This is a genomic window from Zobellella endophytica (assembly GCF_003012775.1).
GTDB classification, from domain to species: Bacteria; Pseudomonadota; Gammaproteobacteria; order Enterobacterales; family Aeromonadaceae; genus Oceanimonas; species Oceanimonas endophytica.
Genome location: NZ_PXYG01000001.1, coordinates 120,652 through 145,915, shown reverse-complemented (window position 1 = coordinate 145,915; position 25,264 = coordinate 120,652). Strand labels below are relative to the sequence as shown.

18 protein-coding genes are annotated in these 25,264 nt (G+C 58.2%); 6 read left to right on the top strand and 12 right to left on the bottom strand.

Annotated elements, in window-relative coordinates:
• Positions 1-294 precede the first annotated feature (294 nt).
• The 5 genes from C7H85_RS00640 to C7H85_RS00620 all read right to left on the bottom strand — a co-directional run bounded on the left by C7H85_RS00640 (position 295) and on the right by C7H85_RS00620 (position 7,566).
• Positions 295-1,755, bottom strand: coding sequence for a sodium:solute symporter family protein (locus C7H85_RS00640; protein WP_106727796.1), 1,461 nt, complete (start codon positions 1,753-1,755; stop codon positions 295-297).
• Positions 1,756-2,259: 504 nt separating this feature from the next.
• Entirely contained in the window at positions 2,260-3,657 is a 1,398-nt protein-coding gene (gene asnS / locus C7H85_RS00635; RefSeq protein WP_146140394.1) for an asparagine--tRNA ligase, read from the bottom strand.
• Between the two features lie 77 nt (positions 3,658-3,734).
• On the bottom strand, positions 3,735-4,499 hold the full coding sequence (locus C7H85_RS00630; protein WP_106727794.1) for a creatininase: 765 nt from the start codon (positions 4,497-4,499) through the stop codon (positions 3,735-3,737).
• Between the two features lie 4 nt (positions 4,500-4,503).
• Entirely contained in the window at positions 4,504-6,111 is a 1,608-nt protein-coding gene (locus tag C7H85_RS00625) for a BCCT family transporter (protein WP_106727793.1), read from the bottom strand.
• A 243-nt stretch (positions 6,112-6,354) separates the two neighbouring features.
• A complete protein-coding gene (locus tag C7H85_RS00620; protein WP_106727792.1) occupies positions 6,355-7,566 on the bottom strand; it encodes a M24 family metallopeptidase in 1,212 nt (403 codons plus the stop codon).
• A gap of 873 nt (positions 7,567-8,439) precedes the next feature.
• Here C7H85_RS00620 and C7H85_RS00615 point away from each other — a divergent pair.
• The 6 genes from C7H85_RS00615 to C7H85_RS00595 all read left to right on the top strand — a co-directional run bounded on the left by C7H85_RS00615 (position 8,440) and on the right by C7H85_RS00595 (position 15,169).
• Complete coding sequence (locus tag C7H85_RS00615) at positions 8,440-8,898, top strand: hypothetical protein (protein ID WP_106727791.1); 459 nt, start codon at positions 8,440-8,442, stop codon at positions 8,896-8,898.
• A 119-nt stretch (positions 8,899-9,017) separates the two neighbouring features.
• On the top strand, positions 9,018-10,775 hold the full coding sequence (locus C7H85_RS00610; protein WP_106728580.1) for a hypothetical protein: 1,758 nt from the start codon (positions 9,018-9,020) through the stop codon (positions 10,773-10,775).
• A 164-nt stretch (positions 10,776-10,939) separates the two neighbouring features.
• Positions 10,940-11,425 (top strand): hypothetical protein, encoded by a 486-nt coding sequence (locus tag C7H85_RS19445; protein ID WP_146140393.1) that lies wholly within the window; start codon positions 10,940-10,942, stop codon positions 11,423-11,425.
• A gap of 138 nt (positions 11,426-11,563) precedes the next feature.
• Positions 11,564-12,349, top strand: coding sequence for a hypothetical protein (locus C7H85_RS00605; RefSeq protein ID WP_210433524.1), 786 nt, complete (start codon positions 11,564-11,566; stop codon positions 12,347-12,349).
• Positions 12,350-12,486: 137 nt separating this feature from the next.
• Positions 12,487-14,133, top strand: a complete 1,647-nt coding sequence (locus C7H85_RS00600; RefSeq protein WP_106727789.1) for an ATP-dependent nuclease — start codon at positions 12,487-12,489, stop codon at positions 14,131-14,133.
• 82 nt (positions 14,134-14,215) lie between these two features.
• On the top strand, positions 14,216-15,169 hold the full coding sequence (locus C7H85_RS00595; protein WP_106727788.1) for a toll/interleukin-1 receptor domain-containing protein: 954 nt from the start codon (positions 14,216-14,218) through the stop codon (positions 15,167-15,169).
• A 144-nt stretch (positions 15,170-15,313) separates the two neighbouring features.
• On the opposite strand, the gene etfB is transcribed toward C7H85_RS00595, so the two are convergent.
• The 7 genes from etfB to gbdR form a co-directional block, all read right to left on the bottom strand.
• The gene (gene etfB, locus C7H85_RS00590) at positions 15,314-16,096 is read right to left on the bottom strand and encodes an electron transfer flavoprotein subunit beta (protein WP_106727787.1); all 783 of its coding nucleotides are present in this window, start codon (positions 16,094-16,096) and stop codon (positions 15,314-15,316) included.
• The gene (gene etfA / locus C7H85_RS00585; RefSeq protein ID WP_106727786.1) at positions 16,086-17,303 is read right to left on the bottom strand and encodes an electron transfer flavoprotein subunit alpha; all 1,218 of its coding nucleotides are present in this window, start codon (positions 17,301-17,303) and stop codon (positions 16,086-16,088) included. Before etfA ends, etfB begins: the two co-directional genes overlap by 11 nt.
• Positions 17,296-19,242 (bottom strand): (Fe-S)-binding protein, encoded by a 1,947-nt coding sequence (locus C7H85_RS00580; RefSeq protein WP_106727785.1) that lies wholly within the window; start codon positions 19,240-19,242, stop codon positions 17,296-17,298. The genes etfA and C7H85_RS00580 overlap by 8 nt, the downstream gene beginning before the upstream one ends.
• A gap of 44 nt (positions 19,243-19,286) precedes the next feature.
• Positions 19,287-21,350: a dimethylglycine demethylation protein DgcA gene (dgcA, locus tag C7H85_RS00575; RefSeq protein ID WP_106727784.1), complete on the bottom strand. Its 2,064-nt coding sequence runs from the start codon at positions 21,348-21,350 to the stop codon at positions 19,287-19,289.
• A gap of 186 nt (positions 21,351-21,536) precedes the next feature.
• Positions 21,537-22,067, bottom strand: a complete 531-nt coding sequence (locus C7H85_RS00570; protein ID WP_106727783.1) for a 4-vinyl reductase — start codon at positions 22,065-22,067, stop codon at positions 21,537-21,539.
• A 33-nt stretch (positions 22,068-22,100) separates the two neighbouring features.
• Positions 22,101-23,081 carry a dipeptidase gene (locus tag C7H85_RS00565; RefSeq protein WP_106727782.1) on the bottom strand — a complete coding sequence of 327 codons (981 nt, stop codon included), beginning with the start codon at positions 23,079-23,081 and terminating at the stop codon, positions 22,101-22,103.
• A gap of 709 nt (positions 23,082-23,790) precedes the next feature.
• Positions 23,791-24,843: a choline metabolism transcriptional regulator GbdR gene (gbdR, locus tag C7H85_RS00560; protein ID WP_106727781.1), complete on the bottom strand. Its 1,053-nt coding sequence runs from the start codon at positions 24,841-24,843 to the stop codon at positions 23,791-23,793.
• Between the last annotated feature and the right edge of the window lie 421 nt (positions 24,844-25,264).

Below are 25,264 nucleotides of genomic sequence, written 5' to 3'. Positions count from 1 at the left end.
ATGAATGCCGGGTGTACCGTCGGGTCCATTTCAATGGACCATCCCGCCACCGACGCCGTGTTCGGTCGAATAAATTCGACCCTACGGTGGATGCCGGGTGTACCGTCGGGTCCATTTCAATGGACCATCCCGCCACCGACGCCGTGTTCGGTCGAATAAATTCGGCCCTACGGTGGATGCCGGGTGTACCGTCGGGTCCATTTCAATGGACCATCCCGCCCTCGCGAATAACTCCCACGCTTGAACATGAAAAAGGGCGCCTTGCGGCGCCCAAATTGACTCCCCCTTCCCTGTTCAGGCGGTGGCGCGGCGCGGTGTGCGCTGGCCCGAGGTGAGTTTGCTCACCAGCACATAGGTGAGGCCGGAGGCCAGGCAGCCGTAGAGCGGGCCTTCCACCCAGCCGACCTTGGTGAACAGCAGGAAGCCGCCGCTGGTGACCAGACCGGTGAACATGGCGGCCAGGGCGCCGTAGCCGTTGCCCTGCCAGAAGGCGGAGATGAACACCGGGCCAATCATCACCGCCAGCAAGGTGCCGGAGCCCAGGATGCCGAGCCAGGACAGCATAAAGGGCGGCGCGTACAGCATCATCAGGAAGCCGACAAAACCGAGAATGGCCACCCAGATGCGGTTGATCCACAAAATGCGGGCGCCCGAGGCCCGGCTGTGCGGGAACAGGGCGGTGCGCAGATCGTGGGAGACGGCGCTGGACACGGTGTGCAGCAGCGAGTTGGCGGTGGACTTCATGGCGAACAGGATGAACAGGGTGATCACCCCCGCCAGGGCCGGGTGCAGGAAGTTGGCCAAATACACCGGCATGGCCTGATCCGGCTCGGCCAGCTCCGGGTGCGCCACCCGCACATACAGGCCGACGATGGGCACCAGGCTGAGCAGGCAGCCCATGGGCGCCACCCAAATGGCCACCTGGTGCATTTTCACCGTGGGTTTGAAGGCCAGGAAACGCACCGCCATATAGGGCAGCACGGCGGTGAACAAAAAGGCATAGGGCAGCACCAGGAACACCGAGCCCCGGCTCTCGCCGTAGGGCGCCGAGGTGGTGGGGTTGAGCAACTGGGGATCGATGGCGTTGAGCCGCTCCACCATTTCCATGGGGCTGACGTCGGTGAACACCTGCACCATCATCACCAGGGCGCCGATGCCCATGCCCGCCACCATCAGGGTGTCGGTCCAGGCCACCGCGGCCAGGCCGCCGAGCATGGTGTAGAGGATGATCACCGAGATCATCAGCAGCGCGCTCTCGCTTAAGCCTATGCCGAGCCAGGAAGCGCCCAAGAGCCCCACCGCCTTGATCTGGCTGGTGAGGAACACCAGCAGCAGCACTATGGTAATGGCCGCCGCCACCCCCTTGACCCAGCGTTCCAGCAGGGCGCCGCCGCCGTGCAGCTGGGCCACGTATTCGGGAATGGTGCAACTGCCCAGCTCGTCGGCCCGGCGGCGCAGAAAACCGGCGAAGTAGAGCACGGCAATCACCATGGCCGGGGCGAAGAAGAAGTTGCCCAGCACCTCGATGGAGCCGAACTCGTAAGCCACCCCCGGCGAGCCCATAAAGCCCCAGCCGCTGAAGCCGGTGGCCACTATGGTGCCGGCGCCCACAAAGGGCCCCAGGCTGCGCCCGGCCACCAGAAAGCCGGTTTCGTCGCTGTCTTTCACCACCCGGCTGGAGAGATAGCCGATAAAGATCAATATTCCGAACGAGCCCAATAGCAGGGCCCAGTTCAACCACTGGTAATTTTCCATCTCAAGTTCCCTTTAACGTGTGTTGGCCCGGCCGTTCAGCCACGGCGGTGGTCTTTGCGCACATACTGCCGGTAGCCGTAGGCCAGCACGGCCCAGGCGAGGATGATGGCGTTAAGATAGGCAAACCATTCCATGGTCCAGGATTGCATCAACATGTTTTCTACCTCTTCGAGCAGCCTCTGCCGAGGCTGGTTTAAGTTCCCTGATTCCACCGGCCTGGCCGGCCTCACCAGAAGTAGGCAGGCGGTAACCACTCCTTCTACCGCCCTTGCATAACCGGATAGGTAAATTCCCGGTTTAGCGTACGCCTTCGATGCTAGGGCCCCGCCGGGCATAACAGAAATGAATACTTCAAATCAGATCATTTGAAATGTTAATGAGTTGTTACTGATCGGAGTGTGCTTGCAGACACGGCTGGACGCCCGCCTTGGCAGGAGTGACGGAGGAAACACGGGAGTGACGAAATAACAGGCGGGAGGCGCCGGCGGGGGCCGACGCCTGGCGTTAGAAACTGGCGTTGCGCGGGGTTCTTGGGAAGGGGATGGCGTCGCGGACGTTGCCCAGGCCGGTGACGTAGGCCACCATCCGCTCCAGGCCCAGGCCAAAGCCGGCGTGGGGTACGGTGCCGTAGCGCCGGAGCTGGCGGTACCATTCGTAATCCTCGGGCTTCATGCCCAGCTCCGCCATTCGCGCATCCAGCACCTCCAGCCGGTGCTCGCGCTGGGAGCCGCCGATGATCTCGCCGATGCCCGGCGCCAGCACGTCCATGGCGGCCACGGTGGTGCCGTCGTCGTTGACCTTCATATAGAAGGACTTGATGTCCTTGGGGTAGTTTTTGACCACCACCGGGCTCTTGAAGTGCTCCTCGGTGAGGTAGCGCTCATGCTCGGAAGACAGGTCCGCCCCCCAATACACCGGAAACTCGAACTCGCGCGGCGCCTGCGCCAGAATGGCCACCGCCTCCGTGTAGTTGATATGCACAAAGTCCATGCCGGCCAGCTGATCCAGCCGGGCCAGCAGATCCTCGCCCACATAGCCGGAGAGAAAGCGCAGATCGTCGACGCTCTCGGCCAGCACCGCCCGGCAAATCGCCTTGAGCAGCGCCTCGGCCAGTTGGGCGCTGTCGTCCAGATCCGAAAAGGCCACTTCCGGCTCCACCATCCAGAACTCGGCCAGGTGGCGGCTGGTGTTGGAGTTTTCGGCCCTGAAGGTGGGCCCGAAGGTATACACCTTGCTCAGGGCGCAGGCGTAGGCCTCGGCGTTGAGCTGGCCGGACACGGTGAGGAAGGTCTCCTTGCCGAAAAAGTCCTGACCAAAGTCGACCCGGCCCTGCTCATCCCGCGGCAGCTCCTGCAGATCGAGGGTGGACACCCGGAACATCTGCCCCGCCCCTTCGCAGTCGGAGGCGGTGATGATGGGCGAAGCCACCCAGAGGAAGCCCTGCTGATCAAAAAAGCGGTGAATGGCCTGGGAGATGCAGTTTCTTATCCGGGCCACGCTGCCGATCACGTTGGTGCGCGGCCGCAGGTGGGCGTGCTCGCGCAAATATTCGATGCTGTGGCGCTTGGGTGCCATGGGGTAGCTCTCGGGGTCGTCGACCCAGCCGACCACCGTCACCTCCTCGGCCAGCAGCTCCAGCGCCTGCTGCTGTCCCACCGACGCCACCAGTTGCCCCTTTACCACCAGGGCGCAGCCGGTGGTGAGCCGGGTGACCTCGGCCCGGTAGTTGCCCAGGCGCTCGGGCGCCACCACCTGCAGGCTGTCGAAACAGGAGCCGTCGTACAAATTGATAAAGGACAGCCCGGACTTGGAATCCCGCCGTGTTCTTACCCAACCCTTCACCACCAGGGTGTCGCCCGGCCGGTGGCGGCCTTTTTTTATCTCGCTAATAGCGGCATGCATGCGCAGCCCCCCGTACATCACATGGGGCAGGCCACCCGCGGTGGCCTGCCATGGGTTACCCGATGGGCGTTTTATGCTCAGATAAAACGTTCCGACACCGATCCGAAAATGCCCTCGACGCAGACGTTGAACAGCAGCCGGCCGTATTCCTCGCTGGCGTTTTTGGCCGACGACAGGGTGCCGGAAGACGGCACCCAGCTCGGCTCCGGCGGGAAGATGTCGTAGGGCGGAAAGGTGGCCGGATGGTGGTGCACCACCTTCTCCATGTTCACGCACTCCGGGTGCAGGTGGAGCATGAGCGAGGTTTCCAGCACGCCGCCGTGCTCCACGTCCCAGCCGGTAAAGCCGTCGGGGAACACGGTTTCAATGGTGTCCTGGGTGACGTAGTCCCAGTAGGACAGCAGCATCACCTGGGCCTGGATGCCCTCGTGGCGCAGGTGCTCCAGGGCCAGATCGATGCCCTCCACCAGGAACATGGAGTTTTCGAAATGGCCGTTCACCAACACGAACTTGCGGTTGCCGTGGCGGGCATAGGCCACCAGCACGTCCTTGACCACGTCGATCAGGGTTTTGCCGTTGATGCAGGTGGTGCCGGGAAAGAAGTTGCCGCCGCCGGACTTGACCTGCGACTTGTAGCCGTAGGAGATGGGCGGCGCCACCAGGATGGCACTCGACTTGCCGGCCACCCCTTCGGAAATGGCCTTGGGGATCAGCACGTCCGGGTTCATCGACATATGGGGGCCGTGCTGCTCGATGGCGCCTATCGGCAGCATGATGACCGCATTGCCATCCTTGACCCTGGCGGCGTAGGTTTGCCAGTCCATCAATTCCAGGTTAACCATGACTTCATACCTCTTTGGAGTTAACTATGGCCGCGCCATACAGGCTGGCGTCGCTTATTTTCTTGTGTTCGGCCCTGACCCCCTTATAGAGGGCGGCGCACATCAGCAGCATGATCAGGGAAAACGGCAGGGCCGCGGCGATGGAGGCGGTTTGCAGCGAACTCAGCGCCGCCTCGCCGCCCACAAACAGCAGCACCGCCGCCACCACGCCCTGCATGACGCCCCAGATCACCCGGTGCCGGCTGAGCGGATGTTCGTCCCCTTCGCTCATGATGGTGGTGAGCACCAGGGTGCCGGAGTCGGACGAGGTGATGAAATAGGTGGCCACCATGATAGTGCCGACGATCATCGCCAGGGTGGACAGGCCGCCCAGATCCATGCCCTGGAAGGTGGCGTAGAGCGCCTTGGCCACGTCGCTGTTTACCACGGCGGCGATACCGGCATTCTCGAACAGATCCAGGTAGAGCGCAGTGCCGCCGTAGGCCGCCAGCCAGACGAAGGACAGCAGCGAAGACACCCCGACCACGCCCCAGATAAATTCCCGGATGGTGCGGCCGCGGGACACCCGCGCCACAAACACCCCCACGAAGGGCGCCCAGGACATCCACCAGCCCCAGTAGAACACGGTCCACCAGCCCTGCCACATGCCTTTCCAGCTGGCCTCGGCATCGGTTACCGCATGGGGGGGCGTTTCGATATAGAAGTTGAACCTGAGCAGCTGGGTCAGGTAGTCGAAGGTGCCGGCGAAGAAGGTTTTAAGGATGTACAGCGTGGGCCCGAAGGCGAAGAAAAACACCAGCAGCAGCACCGTGAGCCACATGTTGCCGATGGACAGGTACTTGACCCCCTTCTTCAGCCCGGTGAGCACGGAGATGAGGGCGCAGAGGGTGATCACCACAATCAGCACCAGCTGCACGCCCGGGCTTTGCGGAATGCCCCAGATTTCCGACAGGCCGGCGTTGATTTGCTGCGCGCCCATGCCGAGGGAGGTGGCGATGCCGAACAGGGTGGCGAACACGGCAATCACGTCGATCAGCACGCCCCAGCGGCCGGTGACCTTGTCGCCGAACAGGGGGTAGAGGGTATAGCGAATGCTGAGCGGCTTGTTCAGCCGGTAGCAGATAAAGGCCAGCGACAGCCCCACCACGCAATAAATGGCCCAGGCGTTCAGCCCCCAGTGGAAGAAAGAGATGGCCATGGCCGAGGCGGCGGCTTCCTGGTTGCCGGTGGCGGGAGAAAAGGGCGAGCCGCCGGAAAAATGGAACATGGGCTCGGCGATGGACCAGAAGATGATGCCGATGCCCTGGCCCGCGGCATAAACCATGGCGAACCAGGCAAAATAGCCGAACTCCGGCTTTTCATCGTCCCGCCCCAGCCGGATTTTTCCGTACTTGCTGCAGGCGATCCAAATGCAGAACACCAGGAACAGGGCCGCCAGCAGCACGTACCAGGCGTTGGCGGACAGGGTGATCACCGTTCTGACGGTATCGACCAGGCCGGCGGACTCACCCGGATAGATGAGCGCAAAGCCGATCAGCCCCACCGTGATCAGCAGGGAAATAAACATGATATAGGGGTTAATGCCCTTCAATGGGCCATTATTGAGAACCATGACGTCCAACTCCTTAGAACTGCTCGAAACAAGCTGTTCTCATTAACCACAAGATACCAGACAAGCCCCTTGGGTAACCCGTTGGTACCTCCCATTTTCAAGCTGCCACGCTCTCCATTGCGCTGCAGGCGGCGTAGTCAATCACTGCTCCTTATTGCTGCATCGGGCTGCCGGGGCCCGACCCTTGGGGTGCAGCGATTAAAACGAAAAAGCCCATCCCCGGCGCGGGGATGGGCCCTGTTATCAGCCCTTGATGATGTTGTACTCGGGGCCGAACGGGAAGCGGGTGATGTTTTCCACCCCGCTTTCGCTGATCACCAGGATGTCGTGCTCGCGGTAGCCGCCGGCGCCGGGCAGCCCTTCGGGCAGCATGATCATCGGCTCCATGGACACCACCATGCCCGGCTGCAGTACCGTGTCTATGTCTTCCCGCAGCTCCAGCCCCGCCTCGCGGCCGTAGTAGTGGCTGAGGGTGCCGAAGGAGTGGCCATAGCCGAAGGTGCGGTATTGCAGCACGTCGTGCTGGGCGAAGATCTCGTTCAGCTCGGCGGCGATGTCGCAGCAGCGGTTGCCGGCCTTGATCAGCTCCAGGCCGCGGCGGTGTACCTTGCAGTTGATCTCCCACAACTCCAGGTGGCGGTCGGAGGCGTATTCGCTGAACAGGGTCCGCTCCAGGGCGGTGTAGTAGCCGCCGATCATCGGGAAGGTGTTCAGGCTGAGGATGTCGCCGGCCTCTATCTTGCGGCTGGTGACCGGGTTGTGGGCGCCGTCGGTATTGATGCCGGACTGGAACCACACCCAGGTGTCCATCAGCTCGCCATGGGGGAAGGTACGGGCAATTTCGCGCACCATGGCCTGGGTGCCGGCCAGGGCCACTTCATACTCCGGCACGCCCACCGCGATGGCATCGCGAATGGCGGCGCCGCCCACGTCCGCCACCCGGGCGCCCTGCTTGATAAGGGCGATTTCTTCCGCCGACTTGATCATGCGCATCTTCATGGTGGGCACGCCGATGTCCACCAACTCGGCCTCGGGCAGCGCGGCCTTGAGCTTGTCCAGGTTTTGCAGGCTGAAGTGATCGAACTCCACCCCCACCCGCCGGGCGCCGCCGATCAGCTGCTGCACGGCGCGGAAGAAGTTGTCTTTTTGCCAGTCGGTATACACCAGGTTGTCGCCCAGGGCGTTGCGGCGATAGGGCTGGCCGCCGTCGATATTGGCGGTGATGGTGGTGTGGATGTCCTGGGTGACCGCCAGGCCGTAGTCGCGGCCGAAACGGCAGTACACAAAATCACTGAAGTAGTTGATGTTGTGGTAGGAAGTGAACAGCACCGCATCAACATCGTTGGCGGCCATGTACTGGCGCAGCTTTTGCTGGCGGGAGAGCATCTCCTCGCGGGAGAACATACCGCGGACTTTTTCGCCGTTGGGGATGCTGAGGGTGTTGGGCATTTGCATGGTAAGACTCCTTCCTTGTAGCTGATGGTTGCTGCGCCGAGAAACACCGGTTTAGCGCATAACCCCGATGCTAGAACCCCGCCCGCCATAAAAGAAATGAATACTTCAAATCAGCCCATTTAGGATGTTAATGCATTGTTATGGTGCACTGCGCGCCAGGGTAAGGCCCCAACACCCGGCATCCTCCACTCCCCCGTCATCCCCGCACTCCCCGTCGCCCCGCACTCCCCCATCATCTCCGCACTCCCCCCGTCATCCCCGCGAAGGCGGGGAACCAGGCGCCCCCTCAAACACCACCAGCACCAACCGAAGAGCCCCCATCCCACACCGGCCACTCCCCCATCACTCCACATTACCCCGTCTTCCCCGCGAAGGCGGGGAACCAGAGCAAGCCGCACCACCCCGGACAACGGCGCTTAGTCTGCAGACACGCCTGAGCCCCCACCCCACCAAACCGTACAAAACTTAACCAAACAACACCAAACTCCAACAAACGCCTCGCAAAATGCGCCCTTTGTCATTGCCTTTTCACCATGACGCGACAAGAATGGACTCAAACTAGGAAAGCAGGGATGCGCTTAAACCTGAAAACCGCGACGGGCGGTAGCGTGGATTTTGCCCAAGGCAAGGATCTCTTTGATGCAATATCTGCAGCAGCATTCAGGAAGGCAGTTATGACCTAAAAAAGGTTCAGCGTGGGTGCAGCTCTTGTTCTTTGCTACCAGCTCTAATTAGAAGGGCAAAAGGCAAGACCTGACCCCATTACTCGATAAAACAATGAGAATCAATAGATTACACTTGGAGTAGATAGCTGGTCTTATGAGTGAAAACGAGCTGTCTCGATATACAAATTGTTATGCGTGAAGGAAATTTATGCGCAGTCTGTTTAATCAATACAAAAGGATGAGTTTCGCCATGAAATTTGGCTTATGGGGTTCTTTAGCATCAATTTTGGGGTTGTTCATCGCGTTGCCGCCGTTTCAGGCTCAATCTCAAGGGGTATCTACACAGGGAAATCAAAGCCCCGCTTTTGGCTCAAACAGCGGGAGCGTAATTATCAACTATAACAATGCCACCTCGCCAGCAGAGAGACGGCACGTCCTGAAAAATGCTAAGGGCGGAGCTGTTTTGGTTGTAGGAAAACCGACTGTTCAAGTCGCATCTGATCAATCAGAGCACGTCTGCATGGCAATTGCCGGCACGCCCATAACTCTGAATGGAAAGCCCGTTCAAGAATTCGGCATCGATATGTGGCAAAAGGTCCAAATGATGGAAGGGCCTTGCAAGGGTAAAACCGGTTGGGCTGCTTTAGAGAACATTAGCATCGAGTAGAGGCGCATAACCAATCGCTCAACCAGACGCAAAAAGCTGCGCTCTTTCCGCTGGTTAGCTCCGCGTTATGCGGCACTGAAACGGAATCACCAGATCGTCCCCGCGACGAGGTCATGATCATGAATAAAGATTGGATTCTCCTTACAAAGGAAACTCGTCGGACCTTCTCAAAGGCCACCTGGGTGCCTTTACGAGCATTCTGCAATGATGAGAAGGGAAGATCGACTCAGGTGGGGTATGTCTGCGATTGCTTTGCTTGTGGATCAGTTACTTTCCCTCCGGAGCACCGTGAACAAGCAGAACAACTAAGTTGGAGTGATATTGGCATTGGACACACTGTTGAACCGTATGCGTATGAAGATGGTTATTACGCAACAATCGAACAATATCAGTACAACGACAAGGAACCTATTGGAGTAGAGCTCGTTTTTGAGCACCCCCAACCAGTAGTAGGTGGAAAGAAATGGATTTTGAATCCCGATCTTGTAGTGGCGCTTCGCCTTATCAAAGAGGGCACAAATTGGGTTAGACCGGAAGAGAACTTCGTGGTGGTAGCCCGCGAGGAGCTTGAAGAAGATGGAAGTCACCGCCTCATCGAAATCAAGCGAGAGTTTTTAATGGACTATCTCGCGGCACGGGGGCTTTCTCTCCGGATCTCCTCTTACCGACAAAGAGTCGAACATGTCGCTTCAATTGAGGGGACTGATTACTCAACTCTTGAGAACCATCAAGAGGAAAGAGATGACGGCAGGTTTGAACTCCGAATTAACAGCTTGAACGATATCTTTGGAGGGAGTTGGGCTGCGTTTCGTGCTTGGAGAACAGATGTTGATGAGGAAGAAGATGCTCCGGTGATGGGGCCGGAGAGTGACGAAAATACAGATTGTGAAAGCACTAAAGGAAATCGCTCTGGATATGAGGGAATTCGTGTAGAGGGTGAGTTCTGGCGCGATGAATGGATCGACCACCAAGACCGAAGCCTTCGGGTGCGTGGGGACAAAGACAATACCCTCCCTCAATTTATCGTTGAGACCGACGGCACCAGACTGGCTTCTACGCACCTTAACAATGAAGATGTAGGTCGATGGCTCTGGTTCCGCTCCAGCGTGGTTGGTGACCTTCTAAATCACCGTGGTTTTTCGCTTAAATGGTATACCTCAGAAACTGGCGGTATTTCATCAACGTCCGGATACTCGACACACTTTGGCATCAATACTTCTGATTTGATCACAGTATACGCCTACGACGTTGCTCGCCTCGCGGCTTGGGAGCAGCACGTGTGGGCCGCTCACAATGTTGTGCCTGAGGGAAAAGTTTCGAGTGAGCTATTGGCGTCTCAGGTGAAAGCGCAACCTGCATCTACCCATGCAGCTGAAGAGAAACTATTTGGGGTAATGCGAATACTAGAAGCTGGATTTCAGCAAGAGTTCGGCGTTGCTCTATTCAATCACGACATAGACGACCATGTTTCTATGCAGCAGATCTCACGGTTTGCAAGTACTGATCAGAGTTCTTTGCTGAGGTTGGCTAAAGAGGTTGTTCGCGTGTTCTCCGATAGGCTCAATATTCGAGAGTTACGTAAAATTTCAACTCACGTAGACAAGAAAAAATTGGGTTCGAACAAGCTTCTGCAAGATATTCTTTCGCAAAAAGTTGGAGTAGAGAAAGCCCGAAAGGTCTTCGGCCCCATTGTTGGTGTTTACGACATGCGGGTTGGTGACGCTCACCCCACTGGATCAAAAATTGGAGAGGCGTTGGAGCTTGCTGGAATCGATCAAGCTGCATCGTACTTGCGGCAGGGCGAGCAGCTTATTCATAATTTTGGCAAGTCTGTATGGCTGATCGGCAGGCTGATGTTCGCTGCGCCGGACAGATGAGCGGAATGCCGCATAACAATCGGCTGCACAGCGACCGATTTTCCGCTGCTTCGCGGCTCCAAACCGGCACGTGAGCCGGGCGTTATGAGGCCATGGGAATAATGAGTACATCAATAGAGACAGAAATCCAAAACATAGAGGACGCTATGGAGCGATGTACGAAAATGGAGCAGGAAAATTCATCTTCGGCTCGGCGTATCCTCAGTATTGTTCTGGTTTTAACGATGGCGTTAGTTGCTATTCTGTTTTTTGCTTTAATGTATCCGGCACTTGTCCCTATATCAGATCTAAAGTTTGAAATACCTAATGCTGTTCTTTATACATTCTTAGCGATCTATACGTTAACTTTTTCTATCTTAATGGCAATCTACCGTCTACATGTGGGCGAGGCGTCGCGACTACAGCATTATATCGTCGGGTTTATGCGAATAAGGGTTGCTGGCAGTAACAATACAGAAGGCTATAAAACCGATGTTAGAGAAGCTTTAACTAAAGGAGCATTCGAATATGTTTCTAAACCAGCTAAAGGCGGTAAGGTGGAGAGTCCTCTCCCGGGCCATCCAGGTTTAGATTTCACGACGGCAATTTTAAATAAGTTTCTTGACAGTGTTGAAATTGTTAGTAAAAGAGGCTCACCTCATAACAAGTAAATGCAGCCGCACTTGGACGTGTCGGCTGATTTAAGCGTTATGCAGAGCGAATATTGAGCTGCAAGGGGATTAGATAGAGATATGTTTCATTTACTAGTTTCTTATCAAGGGTGGCCGGACTCAGGCGGAAGGTTATCAATGAGCCGAGTGTATATAAGAGAAGAAGATCCTGTTGGCAACAGATTCTATTCAAACGGTACGCTCGATATTGCTAAATTAAAGGAATATCCTGCACTTTTAGTGACTGAAACCGGAGGCGACGGGCCTCAATATGCAAGGGTGGCGTATATTACAAATGTCACTTTGGGGCACTCTGAAATATCCATCCAGTATGCCATCGACAATAGCATTCAGCCAATTTCAAATGCTGAGCTAGAAGGCCATTCAGTAGAGTTACGATTAGGGCGGTTTGGTTTATCGCATACCTGTTGGTCTGTTTGCGACGTTGATCTGTATAAGCTTTTATTACAAAACCAACAAAAAAGATCCGTCAGTCCAAAGGTTTTTTCGTTAGAAGCGGCTTACTCTCAAGATGAGAATCTTGTTTCCATCATGATGCCATTTGGGGCGGAGTTTAATCCCATATACTCAGTTCTTCAACAATCAGTCACTTCCATAGGCTTCTCGTGTGTGAGAGCTGATGATATATGGGAGCACCACACAATAATCCAAGATATCGTAAACATAATAGCTAGAGCTAAAGTTGTAATATGTGACTGTTCGGGGAAAAATCCTAATGTTTTTTACGAGGCTGGCATTGCTCATGCGATCGGTAAAGATGTGATTCTTATCACACAGTCAGAGCAGGATGTTCCTTTTGACCTTCGGCATATACGTTATATCCGCTATCTACCAAATAGTGAAGGTCTTGGCGAGTTATCGGCATCATTGCAGACAAAATTACGCTCAATTAGAGGCTGGTAAAAATGCATAACAAAGCCATGAAATTCACCAACCGCTGCGCGGCTTTACGTACTGGCTGCGCCAGTGTAGTGTAAAAGGTCGCTTCACGTCTGTCGCCGGTTATTTGGTCGTCAAGCCCTATCAATAAGGATATTTCTATGAAATTATCTGCACTACTAATATCAAACTTCAAAGGCATCAAGGATGAAATAAAAATACTCATCGACAACATCGTCGTTTTAGTCGGTCCAAATAACAGTTGCAAGTCTACAATTCTAGATGCATACGAAGCCTATGTTTCAATGGGAAGTGCTTTAAGCTTGGATCACTTTCACGGTCGGAATGCTAATACACCGGTGATCATTACAGGCGTTTTTAATGATGTTACTCAGAATGATATCGATACTTTAGGACAAGAGTGGTACTTACAAAATGACCCTGAGTTTGGTGACTGTGCAAAATTTCAAATTCGTTGGGCAACACCAGATGAAAGTGGTGTGAAATATAGTTTCAGTAACAAGACAAATGATTGGAAGAAGGGGGGCGCAGGTGGCTGGAACACGTTACTGCAAAGTAGATTGCCAATACCAATACGATTAAACCCAAATGATGGCTATGATGCTTTGGAAAAAGTAGTAAAGGACTTAGCATCAAAAAATGCTGCCAAGAAATTAAAAGATGATAAGAGCAAGGTGGCTGGCATTGTCGCAGAAATTGAAAAACTTGCTAAAGAAGTAGATAAAGAACTGTCTGGAAGCATTGGACAACTAAACAACAAAATAGAGTCAGAGTTAAATAAGTTGTTTCAAGGTGCCACTGTCAGTTTTGAAACCGGCGTCGGAAAATTTAAAGCAGAAGATGCGATTAAGGATGGTAGTAAATTCTTCATTAAAACCAGTAATCACCCGTCATCTTTAGAACATCAGGGAACTGGTTTAAAAAGGGCTTTTTTATGGTCTGCAGTGAATGCCTTGTGTAGCGAGGGAATGTATAAAAAGGGCACCAAAGTAATTCAAGATGAAACGCCAAAAGTGTTACTGATTGATGAACCAGAGATAAACCTGCATCCTTCTATAATTAGGGCTGCAAGAAAAGCTATTTATGCGCTAGCGGACTTAGATGGATGGCAAGTAATATGTACTACTCACTCTCCAGTGTTTATTGATCTCACGCAAGACCACACTACACTTATCAAAATATCGAATAGCCAGCAAGGTGTTTTTTACTTCCAGACAGATAACGCACAATTCAGCCCCGATGAGAAAGACAATCTAAAGATGCTAAATCGTTGCTGCCCGACAGTTAACGAGTTCTTTTTTTACCCTAATGCTATATTGGTTGAGGGTGATACCGAATATTTGGCTTATCAGTACATCATCGAAAAGAGTGGTCTAGAAGGGAGTTACTGCGTAATCAACTGTAGAGGAAAAGCAAATATCCCTACATTCATAAAGATATTTAATCAGTTTAACGCAAATGCTATAGCTGTTCATGATCTAGATACAAGATTCAGGAAAGATGGGGCTGCTAATGCCATGTGGACAATTAACGTAAATATCCGGGCGCTAGCAGATGCAACTAACGGTCGAGTTAAAACAGTTGTTCACAACCCTGATTTTGAAGGTTTCTATCTCAATGAGTCACCATCAAAAGATAAGCCTTACAACCTTTTTACTCATCTTACATCAGCTGACTTTGAAACGAATGACAAGTATAAAAAACTAAGGGAATCCTTAAAATCAATTATTAATGGCACCCATAAAGGTTTGTACAACACACAGGCAGACCTAGATACCATGGCTTAACAAAGCCTGCGCATGGATAAATTACTCTCTACACTTCTAATTTTCCGGTGAGCACCGCGCTATAAAAAGGAAAGGTTACCTTATGACTCCGAAAGTTTTCATCAGTCACGCCAGCGAAGACAAAGAGCGGTTCGTGACTGCATTTGCAACTCGGCTTCGAGAAAATGGTGTTGACGCATGGTTAGATCGTTGGGAAATGCTGCCTGGTGACAGCCTCGTAGATAAAATCTTTGAAGAAGGACTTAAGAATGCTCATGCTGTAGTCATTGTTTTATCGAAAAACAGTGTTTCCAAGCCATGGGTATCAGAGGAACTCAACGCAAGTATGGTTTCGCGTATCTCTAAAGGTACGAAAATCATTCCCGTCGTAATCGACAGTTGTGAAGTACCAGAAGCACTGAAGTCAACGTTATGGGAGAGAGTCGATGAACTGGCTGATTTTGAAAAACCGCTGAAAAGAGTGTTGGCTGCAGTTTTTGACGTTCGCGAAAAGCCACCCGTTGGTAATCCACCAGATTTTATTCAAAAAACAGTTCGCACTATTGAGGGTTTGTCGAACGTAGACACGTTGGTTTTGAGCCGAGCAGCAGCGTATGACTTAGAGAGAAACTCACATATCGTCGAACCGGAGAATATTTTTACCGATCTTGACGAACTTGGCTTAACGTTGGAGCAAATCCTGGAATCAATAGAAATTTTGGGTTCTGATGGGTACTTTGACGTAATCCATTACATGGGTGGTGGGTCAGAGCGGTTCGGTTGTTATATTCAGGTTACAGATTATGGTCACGAGAAGTACTGTTCATCTGAAATCAAAGACTACGATCTATTAAAAGAGCGGTGCGCTGCTCTAATCGTGAATGAAAATATACTAGACAACCAGTCATTAGTTGAAAAAACAGGGGCCAGTTTACGTCTAATTGAACATATTCTGGATGTTTTTGAATCAAATGGCCTCATAAAAGCAACGAAACACCTCGGTGGAAAAATTTCAATTCATCATGTTCATTCAAAGTTACGAAGGGTGCTTTCGTAATTCCTTGTAACAAGGTAACTCCACACAGACTGGACCTCAACCGCTGTCAAGGACACGTTCGATAACAAAATACCCCCAAAAAACAACGCCGGCTTTCGCCGGCGTTGTTATTTCAAAACCAACCTCAAAAACTCCCAACCCAACCTACTTCCTCAATACCCCCTCCTCTACCAGCAGGTCGTAGATGGCTTTGGCGGCGGCCTGGGGGTCGTTGCGGATGATCTGCCCCTTGCCGCCTTGTGCCTTGGCGGTGGCCTGCTTGAAGCGGTCGGCGGCGGTTTTGGCGCTGGCCACTTTCAGGCGTTTGGGCCTGGGCTTGGCGTCCTGCAGGGTCCAGCCGGCGCGGTCGGCGTCGGGCTTGGGGGCGGCCGGCTGCTGTTCGCTGATGCTGCCGCGCCGGGCCTTGGCAAAGGCCAGCTGACGGGGGCTGGCGGCGGCTTCGTCCACGCTGGCCACAAAGGGCAGGCGCACGCTCAGGCGGCGGCGCTGGCCCCGGGGCAGGGCCTGCAGCAGGGTCACTTCGTCGCCGTCAATCCGCTCGATGGCGGCAATGCCGGTCACCAGCGGCCAGCCCAGGCGTTCGGCCAGCAGGTAGGGCAGCATGCCGGAGCCCTCCCCCTGCTCGGCGCGCACCCCGGTGAGCAGCAAGTCGGGCTGCAGCTCGTTAAGATAGGGAGCCAGCAGCTCCAGGGCGTCGTCGTCCGGGCCCTGGCGCAGCACCGTCAGCCGGTTAAGGCCCATGCCCAGGTAGTCCTGCAACGCCGGCTGGGCCGGGCTGCCGGCGTGAATGGCCTCGAGCTTGCCGCCCAGGGCAAAGCCCAGCTCCAGGGCGCTGGCGTCCTGCAGGGCGCGGCGGGCGCGGCCCGACACCGGGTGGCGGCCTTCGCTTACCAGCACCGCTATGTTGAGGGAATGATCAGGCTGCATCGCTTACCTCCTGGGCCGGCCGGGCCTCTACCAGCGCCATCAGCGCCGCCAAAATTTCGCTGCTGTCGCCGATGGCGCTCAGGCTTGCGCGTTTTACCATGTCGCAGTCGGTGTCCTGGTTGATGGCCACCACCTTCTCCACCTTGCCGATGCCCTGCAAGTGCTGCACGGCGCCGGAAATGCCCACGGCAATGTACACCCGGGCGCTCACCCAGGTACCGGTGGCGCCCACCTGGCGGTTGCGCGGCATAAAGCCGTCGTCCACCGCCACCCGGCTGGCGCCTTCGGCCGCGCCCAGCAGGGTCGCCGCCCGGTGGAACTGCTCCCAGTCGTGCACGCCGTTGCCGGCGGAGAGGATGAACTCGGCCTCGGCCAGGGGAATGTCGGCGAGATCCACCGCCACCCGGCCGCCGTCCCGCACCCGGGCCCGCAGCAGGGCTTCCGGCTCAAAGTCCACCGGTTTCGCCTCATAGCGGTGATCGGTGCAGGGCAAGGCGCATTCCTCCAGCAGCAGCAGCAGCCGGCACAGGGGGCGCGTCACGTCCTGGTGGCCGGCGCCGGTGCGGGCGATCAGGTGCTCGCCTTCCCACTTCCACACCCCGGTGGCCGGGCGCTCGCCCAGCTCCACCGCCAGCCGGCGGCCCAGCTCGGCGGACTCGCCCGCATCGGGGAACAACCAGTGCAGCGGCTTGAACTCGCGCTCCACCTGCCGGCACAGCTGGGTCCAGGCTTCCGGCTGGTAGCCTTCCACCCCGTGCAGCTGCAGCAGCCGGTCCACCCCCGCCTCGGCAATGCCTTCTTTCAGCTCGCCGCACAGCACCCCCAGCACGGCGGTGCTTTGCGCCTGCGCCGCCGCCAACTGCTGGGCCAGGCCCAGCACGTCCTTGCCGTGGGCGGTAAGGCGCCCGCCGGAAAGGGGCAGCCACACCGCAATGTAGCCCTGGGGCTCCACCACCTTGTGCAGGGGCAGCTTGGGCTGCTCGCTGCGCTTCTTGGAAAGCTGCGACACCTCGCCGCCGCCGGCCAGGTTCATCCGGTCCAGCCGGCGCAGGCCGCTGGGGCCAAGCTGCCACTGGGGCCGCGGGTTCTTGCGCAGCAGGCCGCTGGGGCCGCGCAGGGGCTGGCCGCTCAGCTCGGCGTGGCGCGGGTGCAGCCGGTTGCGGCGGATCCAGGCCAGGCGTGGATCCTTGCGAATAATGTCAGACATGGGCTTCCTCCTTTTGCCGCTGCGGTTGCTCCTGGGCCGGTTGGGCCAGGGCGTCCAGCAGCAGCTCGGCAATGTCCTTCACCTGGGGCCGGGGCTCCACCACCCCTTCCATCATCAGGGTGCACTGGGGGCAGGCCACCGCCATCAGCTCGGCGTCCACCGCCCGGGCGTCGTCCATGCGCATGTCGGCAATGCGGCGCTCGCCGGGAATGTCGGTCACCGGCGCCCCGCCGCCGCCGCCGCAGCAACGGGAGCGGAAACCGCTACGCTCCATCTCGCTGCGCTCGAAGCCCAGCTGATCCAGCAGGTAGCGCGGCGCGTCGTACACGCCGTTGTAGCGGCCGAGATAGCAAGGGTCGTGATAGGTGAGCTTGCCGCTCTGGCCGCCGTTAAAGGCGAGCTTGCCGGCCCGGTGCAGCTCCGCCAGCAGTTCGCTGTGGTGCTCCACCCGGTAGTCGCCGCCCAGCTCCGCGTATTCGGTGCCCAGGCACTGCAGCGAATGGGGATCGGCGGTGACGATGCGGTTAAAGCGGTACTTGCCGAGCGTCTGGATATTGGCCTTGGCCAGGCGCTGGAAGGTCGCTTCGTCCCCCAGCCGGCGGGCCAGGTCGCCCGAGTCCAGCTCCTCGTTGCCGAGGTAGGCAAGGTCCACGCCACCGGCGCGCAGCAGCTGCACCAGGGCACGCAGGGTGCGCTGGTTGCGCATGTCGAAGGCACCGTCGCCCACCCACAGCAGCACGTCGGCCTCGCGCACTTCCTTCATCAACGGAATGTTGAGGTCGGCGGCCCAGTTGCTGCGGCTGGCGGGGGCCATGCCGCCCGGGTTGTCGGTGGCGATCAGGTTTTCCAGCACTTCCTGGCCCTTGCCCGGGGTCTGGCCCCGCTCCAGGGTAAGGAAGCGGCGCATGTCCACCACCGCGTCCACGTGCTCGATCATCATGGGGCACTCTTCCACGCAGGCGCGGCAGGTGGTGCAGGACCATAATGTCTGGCTGTCGAGCATGCTTTCCACCAGCGGCTTGTCGGGGCAGCCGGTGCGGGCGGCGTTTTCCTGGCCCGGGTGCGGGCTGCCGCGGTAGGTCACTTCTTCCTGGGCGGCGAGGCTTGTCACCATGTCCTGGATCAGCTTCTTGGGGTTGAGCGGCTGGCCGGCGGCAAAGGCCGGGCACTTGCTCTCGCAGCGGCCGCACTGCACGCAGGCGTCAAAGCCCAGCAGCTGGTTCCACTTGAAGTCGGTTACCTTCTCCACCCCCAGCTTGTCGGCGGTGAGATCCAGCGCCTTCAGGCCGGTGTCGCGGCCGCCGCCGAAGCGGGCCGGGCGACGGTGAAAGGCCAGGTGCAGGGCGCCGGCAAAGGCGTGCTTCATGGGGCCGCCCCAGGCCATGCCGAACACCAGCTCGCCCAGGCCCCAGGTGCACAGGGCCAGCAGCAGCAGGGTCAGCAGGGCGCCGCCGGTGCCTTCGGGCAAAATGCCCGCGGCCGGCAGGGTGGCGATAAAAAAGCCCAGGGCAAAGGCCAGCAGGCTTTTCGGCAGCCGCTGCCAGGGCCCGCGCGAGAGGCGCGAGTTGGGCAGCTCACTGGCGGGTTTGCGCCTGCGCTTCCATACAAATAACGCGCCCACCGCCATCAGCAGGCTGGCCGCCAGCAGCGGCCACACCAGCCAGGCGCTGTGCAGGCCCAGGCCGTGCACCAGCACCACCAGCACCAGCGCCAGCACAAAGCCGCCGCCGGTGGCCACGTGGGTGTTGGACATATACTTGTCGCGCGCCACCACGTGGTGTAGGTCCACCAGGTAGCGGCGCGGCATGGCGGCAAGCCCCTGCCAGAAGGGCACGGGGCTGGACTGGCCCCGGCGCCACAGCCGCACCCGGCGTGCGGCGCCGATGGCGGCCAGGGCGAAGGCCAGCACTAACAGATAAGGGATCACAGGCTCGAACATAGCGGGCACCTCGGCAGGGCCGGGGGTTACCCCGGCCCTTTGGCTCAGAAGTCTTTACACAGACGCAGGGCGTCGTAAATGGCGGCGTGGGTGTTGCGCTGGGCCACGCAGTCGCCCAGGCGGTAGAGCAAATAGCCCTGGCCGTGCTGCGCCAGCGCCGGCTGGGCCTGGGCCGCGTACAGGGCTTCCAGGTCGATCTGGCCCTTGTTCACGGAGTCGCCCTTCAGCTCGTAGTAGAGCCGCTCGTCCGGACGGACGCCGTTCTCCACCACCACCTGGTCCACCACCCGCTCTTCTTTCTGGCCGGTGTATTCGTTTTCCAGCACCGCGATGAGCTTGTCCCCTTCCTTGTACACCTTGTGCAGGGCCATGTCGGAGCTCATGATCACCTCCCGCTCGTACAGGGAGCGGTAGTAGGTGGGGAAGGTGGTGCCGCCGATGGCCGCGCCCGGCTTGATGTCGTCGGTCACCATTTCCACCAGGCTGCCCTTGGACGCCAGGTAGTCGGCCACCGACATGCCGGAGAATTCGCAGATGGTGTCGTACACCAGCACGTTCTTGCCCGGCTCCACCTTGCCGGAGAGGATGTCCCAGCTGCTCACCACCAGCCCTTCGGCCGCGCCCCACTCGGGGTTTTGCTCGATGAAGGGGGTGCCGCCCACCGCCAGGATCACCACGTCCGGCTTTTCCGCCATGATGGCGGGCATGTCGGCGGCGGTGTTCAGGCGCAGGTCCACCTTGAGGCGGGCCAGCTCCAGGGCGTACCAGCGGGTGATGCCGGCAATCTGGTCGCGCTGGGGCGCCTTGGCCGCCAGGGTGATCTGGCCGCCCAGTTCAGGCGCCTTTTCAAACAGCACCACGTTGTGGCCGCGCTCGGCCGCCACCCGGGCCGCTTCCATGCCGCCGGGGCCGCCGCCCACCACCACCACCTTGCGCAGGGGGCCGTCGGTTTTTTCGATGATATGGGGCAGGCCCATGTGCTCGCGGGAGGTGGCCGCGTTCTGGATGCAGAGCACGTCCAGGCCCTGGTACTGGCGGTCGATGCAGTAGTTGGCGCCCACGCATTGGCGGATTTGGTCCACCTGGCCCAGCTTGATCTTGGCGATCAGGTGCGGGTCGGCGATGTGCGCCCGGGTCATGCCCACAAAGTCGACATAGCCGCCTTCGAGGATGCGCTGGGCCTGGTTGGGATCCTTGATGTTCTGGGCGTGGATCACCGGTACCTTCACCACTTCCTTGATGCCCGCCGCCAGGTGCAGGAAGGGCTCGGGCGGGTAGCTCATGTTGGGGATGACGTTGGCCAGGGTGTTGTGGGTGTCGCAGCCGGAGCCGATGACGCCGAAAAAGTCGACCATGCCGGTGTCGTCGTAGTATTTGGCGATCTGCTTCATGTCGTCGTGGCTGAGGCCGTCCGGGTGGAATTCGTCACCGCAGATGCGCATGCCCACCACAAAGTCCGGGCCCACTTCGGCGCGCACGGCCTTGAGCACTTCCATACCGAATTTCATGCGGCCCTCGAAGGTGCCGCCCCATTCGTCGGTACGCTTGTTGACCCGCGGGCTCCAGAACTGGTCGATCAGGTGCTGGTGCACGGCAGACAGCTCCACGCCGTCCAGGCCCCCTTCCTTGGCACGGCGGGCGGCCTGGGCGTAGTCGCCGATGATGCGCCACATTTCTTCCGGCTCTATGGTTTTGCAGGTGGCGCGGTGCACCGGCTCACGGATGCCGGAGGGCGATACCAGGGTGCTCCAGTCGTAGCCGTCCCAGCGGGAGCGGCGCCCCATGTGGGTGATTTGAATCATGATCTTGGCGCCGTGCTTGTGCATGGCGTCGGCCAGGTTCTGGAAGTGGGGAATGATGCGGTCGGTGGAAAGGTTGACCGAGCTCCACCAGCCCTGGGGGCTGTCGATGGACACCACGCTGGAGCCGCCGCAAATGGCCAGGCCCAGGCCGCCCTTGGCCTTTTCTTCGTAGTATTTGACGTAGCGCTCGGTGGTCATGCCGCCGTCGGTGGCGTACACCTCGGCATGGGCCGTGCTCACCACCCGGTTGCGGATGGTGAGCTTGTTGATGTTCATGGGTTGAAACAAGGCGTCGAACTGTCCCATCCTGGAATCCTCTAGTACATGCCGGGCCTGCGGCCCGCCGAAAATAATGTTGCCCCCGTTGTGCATGCGAGGCGATGGAAGGTGACAGCCAAGCCGACCGTTGGCGGCAGGGATGCCGCCGCCGAGCCCCCAGGGACGGGTTTACGGCGAGTCGGCGTGCTGCACCTTCCAGCGCCTGAGCATGCCTTACAGCGGGCTCACCTCGAACAGGCCGTAGTCGCAGCCGGTCTGGGCGCCGCTCTGGGTCTGCCGTGCGACGGTGCGCACCGGATAGCCCAGGCTCTGGGCAATCTGGTCCATGGCGCCGGCGAACCAGCCGGTGAACATGTAGTCCACCATGCGGTCCACCTTGCCGTACTGGTAGACGAAGGCGGAGTGATCCAGCCGCACCTTGGCGGTGCCGGCGGGAATGTCCAGCTGTTCGATGGTGAACAGGCCCCAGCCACGCTGGGACAGGCGCTTCATGTAGTGCTCGAACACCGCGTCACCGCTGATGCCGTGGCACTCGGCCTCTTTTTCGCACCAGTGCCAGGCGGACTTGTAGCCGGCCTGGTACAGGATCTCGGCGTAGCGCTCGGGGCCCAGCTCTTCCTCTATGGCCATGTGGTTGTTCACGAAGAAGTGGCGCGGCACATAGAGCATGGGCAGGGCGTCGGTGGTCCAAACGCCGGTGTCGGCGTCTACTTCAATCGGCATTTCGGGTGCATGTACTGACATTGCGGTATCTCCTTCGCTTCCTTTATATGTTGCTTATTCGCCCCAGACGTCCTTGAGCACACGTACCCAGTTGCCGCCCATGATCTTCTCCGCCAGGCGCGGGGAGTAGCCGTGGCGCAGCAGGGCCTCGGTCAGGTTGGGGAAGTCGCCGATGGTGCGAATGCCCTCGGGGTTGATGATTTCGCCGAACCGGGTCAGGCGGCGGGCATAGCCCTTGTCGTGGGTCAGCCACTCGAAGAAGTTCTGATCGTGGCCCTGGGTAAAGTCGGTGCCGATGCCGATGGCGTCTTCGCCCACCAGGTCCAGCACATAGCCGATGGCCTCCACGTAGTCGTCGATGGTGGAGTTGATGCCGTTTTTCAGGAAGGGGGCGAACATGGTCACGCCCACAAAGCCGCCGTGTTCGGCGATAAAGCGCAGCTCTTCATCCGACTTGTTGCGCGGGTGGTCCTTGAGCCCGGCGGGCAGGCAGTGGGAGTAGCACACCGGCTTTTTGGAGGCCAGGATCACTTCTTCCGAGGTTTTGGCGCCCACGTGGGACAGGTCGCACATGATGCCGACCCGGTTCATTTCTTCCACCACCTCGCGGCCGAAGCCGGACAGGCCGCCGTCGCGCTCGTAGCAGCCGGTGCCCACCAGGTTCTGGGTGTTGTAGGCCATCTGTACTATGCCCACGCCCAGCTGCTTGAAGATTTCCACGTAGCCCAGCTGATCCTCGAAGGCGTGGGCGTTCTGGAAGCCGAGGATGATGCCGGTGCGGCCTTCTTCCTTCGCCTTGAGGATGTCGGCGGTGGTGCGCACCGGGCGGATCAGATCGCCATGCTCGCGGTAATGGCGGTTGAACTCGGCGATGTTGTTCACCGTGGCCTGGAAGCCTTCCCACACCGACACGGTGCAGTTGGCGGCGGTCAGGCCGCCGCGGCGCATGTCTTCGAACAGCTCGCGCCCCCAGTTGGCGATAATCAGGCCGTCGATCACTATCGATTGTTGGTGTACTTCAGCTGCACTTTGCATAGCCAGACCTTCCTTGCATCTATTAGACGGGTGAACCGAGTTCACCGGATTCAGGGGCAGTCTAGCCCGCGGGTCTCCCCGTCCACTGGCTGAAAGCGACGAGCGCATAGCCAAAAACGTCACTGTTCAGAAACGGTGTCGGGAAAAGACAAGTGGGGGGTGAAAGCGGGAAGTGGGAAGCGGGAAAAGCTGGATACCGTAGGGGCATCAAGGGTCGAATTTATTCGACCAAACCCCGGCCCCGGTGGCGGGACGGTCCACTGAAGTGGACCCTACAAATGCGGGGAAGTGTTTGTAGGGTCGAATTTATTCGACCGAACCCCGGCGCCGGTGGCGGAAAGGTCCGTTGAAACGGACCCTACGGATGGAGGTGTCTGTCGGGTCGAATTTAGTCGACCGAACCCCGGCGCCGGTGGCGGGACGGTCCACTGAAGTGGACCCTACAAATGCGGGGAAGTGTTTGTAGGGTCGAATTTATTCGACCAAACCCCGGCCCCGGTGGCGGGACGGTCCACTGAAGTGGACCCTACAAATGCGGGGAAGTGTTTGTAGGGTCGAATTTATTCGACCGAACCCCGGCGCCGGTGGCGGGACGGTCCACTGAAGTGGACCCTACAAATGCGGGGAAGTGTTTGTAGGGTCGAATTTATTCGACCGGAATAGAAAAAGGCCCCGTCGCGGGGCCTTGGGTTGATAAGGGAAACAAACCTTAAAGGGTGATCGAAGCGAAGGTGGGTTCGCCGCGGGCCGAATCCAGGCGGATGTTGAGCTCCAGCTCGGGCATGACCGGGGCGATTTCCTCGGCCTTGGGCGCGGAGCGGCCGCAGCGGTCGTCCCGGGGCGGCACGCCGAAGTTCTCCCGGTAGCATTTGCTGAAATGGGGGGTGGAAACGAAGCCGCAGGCGGTGGCGATTTCGATGATGGAATAGGAGGTCTGGCGCAGCAGCTGCCGGGCCCGCTTGAGCCGCAGGTTCAGGTAGTAGCGGGAGGGCGAGCACTTCACGTGGCGCTGGAACAGCCGCTCCACCTGGCGGCGCGACAGCCCCACGTAGTGGGCCAGTTCGTCCAGGGTGATGGGCTCTTCGAGGTTGGCTTCCATCAGTGCCACCACCTCGGCCAGTTTGGGCTGGGCCGAGCCCACCAGGTGGCGCAGGGGCACGCGCTGCTCTTCCTGGCCTTCGCGGATACGCTCGCACAGGAACATGTCGCAGATGGCGGTGCTGAGCACGCTGGAGTGCTCCTTTTCGATGAGGTGCAGCATCATGTCCATGGGCACGGTGCCGCCGCTGCTGGTGAGGCGATCCCGATCGATGCAGTAGAGGGCGTTGCTGGTATCCAATTGCGGAAAGGCCTCCTTGAAGGCGGCCATGTATTCCCAGTGCAGGGTGCAGCGGTAGCCGGTGAGCACGCCGGCGTCGGCCAGCAGGTAGCTGCCGGTGCACAGGGCGCCGAGCTTGACCCGGCGGTGGGCCAGTTGCTGTAGCCAGGCGCGCAGGCTGCGGCTGCGGGCGTTGGCCACCCCCACCCCGCCGCACACCAGCACCATATCGATATGGCCGCAGTCGTGAATACCGTGATCCGGGGTGACCATGATGTTGTCGCTGGCCCGCACCGGCTGGCCGGTTTCGGTGAGCATCACCCACTCGTAGAGCGGCTGTCCCGACAGCTGGTTGGCCATGCGCAGGGGCTCGATGGCAGAGGCAAGGGAGATCATGGTGAAGTTGTCCACCAGTAAAAAACCGACGCGTTGTGTTTGACTCATTGCTCTTGCTCCTGGTCCCTGTGCGGTGGCAGCCGGGATCCCTGTTTATACGACGGCGACTCAATGACGGAACCCCGCCATTTACATCCCAAATACACAGATTTAAAAAAGATATAACATGGCGTGCTGTTGCAACATCTTTTCTCTGCTTTCTTTAATGCCTCATAATGAACTTGTGACAAACATCGAATAATGAACATTTCCACCCGCCGAGCGCTTCAGAAAAACTTGTCGTTTCTATCGGCAATCCCTTGCGGTGCGGGCGCTTCAGCAAAACAAAAAGCAATATATGCGCCAGCTGTTCAGGAGGAGTAAAAATTCAGAAAAATACATGATGAGGGGCTTTTTCGCAGAAAATAACATGGGTTTTCGGTGGATTGTTTTGGCAAATGTGGCCTACTGGAGAAGTCCGGACCCAAAA

What these genes read in the sequence shown, in the direction of transcription:
- C7H85_RS00640 (WP_106727796.1), bottom strand. Translation starts at nt 1,755, where the DNA reads ATGGAAAATTACCAGTGGTTGAACTGGGCCCTGCTATTGGGCTCGTTC.
- asnS (WP_146140394.1), bottom strand. Translation starts at nt 3,657, where the DNA reads ATGCATGCCGCTATTAGCGAGATAAAAAAAGGCCGCCACCGGCCGGGC.
- C7H85_RS00630 (WP_106727794.1), bottom strand. Translation starts at nt 4,499, where the DNA reads ATGGTTAACCTGGAATTGATGGACTGGCAAACCTACGCCGCCAGGGTC.
- C7H85_RS00625 (WP_106727793.1), bottom strand. Translation starts at nt 6,111, where the DNA reads ATGGTTCTCAATAATGGCCCATTGAAGGGCATTAACCCCTATATCATG.
- C7H85_RS00620 (WP_106727792.1), bottom strand. Translation starts at nt 7,566, where the DNA reads ATGCAAATGCCCAACACCCTCAGCATCCCCAACGGCGAAAAAGTCCGC.
- C7H85_RS00615 (WP_106727791.1), top strand. Translation starts at nt 8,440, where the DNA reads ATGCGCAGTCTGTTTAATCAATACAAAAGGATGAGTTTCGCCATGAAA.
- C7H85_RS00610 (WP_106728580.1), top strand. Translation starts at nt 9,018, where the DNA reads ATGAATAAAGATTGGATTCTCCTTACAAAGGAAACTCGTCGGACCTTC.
- C7H85_RS19445 (WP_146140393.1), top strand. Translation starts at nt 10,940, where the DNA reads ATGGAGCAGGAAAATTCATCTTCGGCTCGGCGTATCCTCAGTATTGTT.
- C7H85_RS00605 (WP_210433524.1), top strand. Translation starts at nt 11,564, where the DNA reads ATGAGCCGAGTGTATATAAGAGAAGAAGATCCTGTTGGCAACAGATTC.
- C7H85_RS00600 (WP_106727789.1), top strand. Translation starts at nt 12,487, where the DNA reads ATGAAATTATCTGCACTACTAATATCAAACTTCAAAGGCATCAAGGAT.
- C7H85_RS00595 (WP_106727788.1), top strand. Translation starts at nt 14,216, where the DNA reads ATGACTCCGAAAGTTTTCATCAGTCACGCCAGCGAAGACAAAGAGCGG.
- etfB (WP_106727787.1), bottom strand. Translation starts at nt 16,096, where the DNA reads ATGCAGCCTGATCATTCCCTCAACATAGCGGTGCTGGTAAGCGAAGGC.
- etfA (WP_106727786.1), bottom strand. Translation starts at nt 17,303, where the DNA reads ATGTCTGACATTATTCGCAAGGATCCACGCCTGGCCTGGATCCGCCGC.
- C7H85_RS00580 (WP_106727785.1), bottom strand. Translation starts at nt 19,242, where the DNA reads ATGTTCGAGCCTGTGATCCCTTATCTGTTAGTGCTGGCCTTCGCCCTG.
- dgcA (WP_106727784.1), bottom strand. Translation starts at nt 21,350, where the DNA reads ATGGGACAGTTCGACGCCTTGTTTCAACCCATGAACATCAACAAGCTC.
- C7H85_RS00570 (WP_106727783.1), bottom strand. Translation starts at nt 22,067, where the DNA reads ATGTCAGTACATGCACCCGAAATGCCGATTGAAGTAGACGCCGACACC.
- C7H85_RS00565 (WP_106727782.1), bottom strand. Translation starts at nt 23,081, where the DNA reads ATGCAAAGTGCAGCTGAAGTACACCAACAATCGATAGTGATCGACGGC.
- gbdR (WP_106727781.1), bottom strand. Translation starts at nt 24,843, where the DNA reads ATGAGTCAAACACAACGCGTCGGTTTTTTACTGGTGGACAACTTCACC.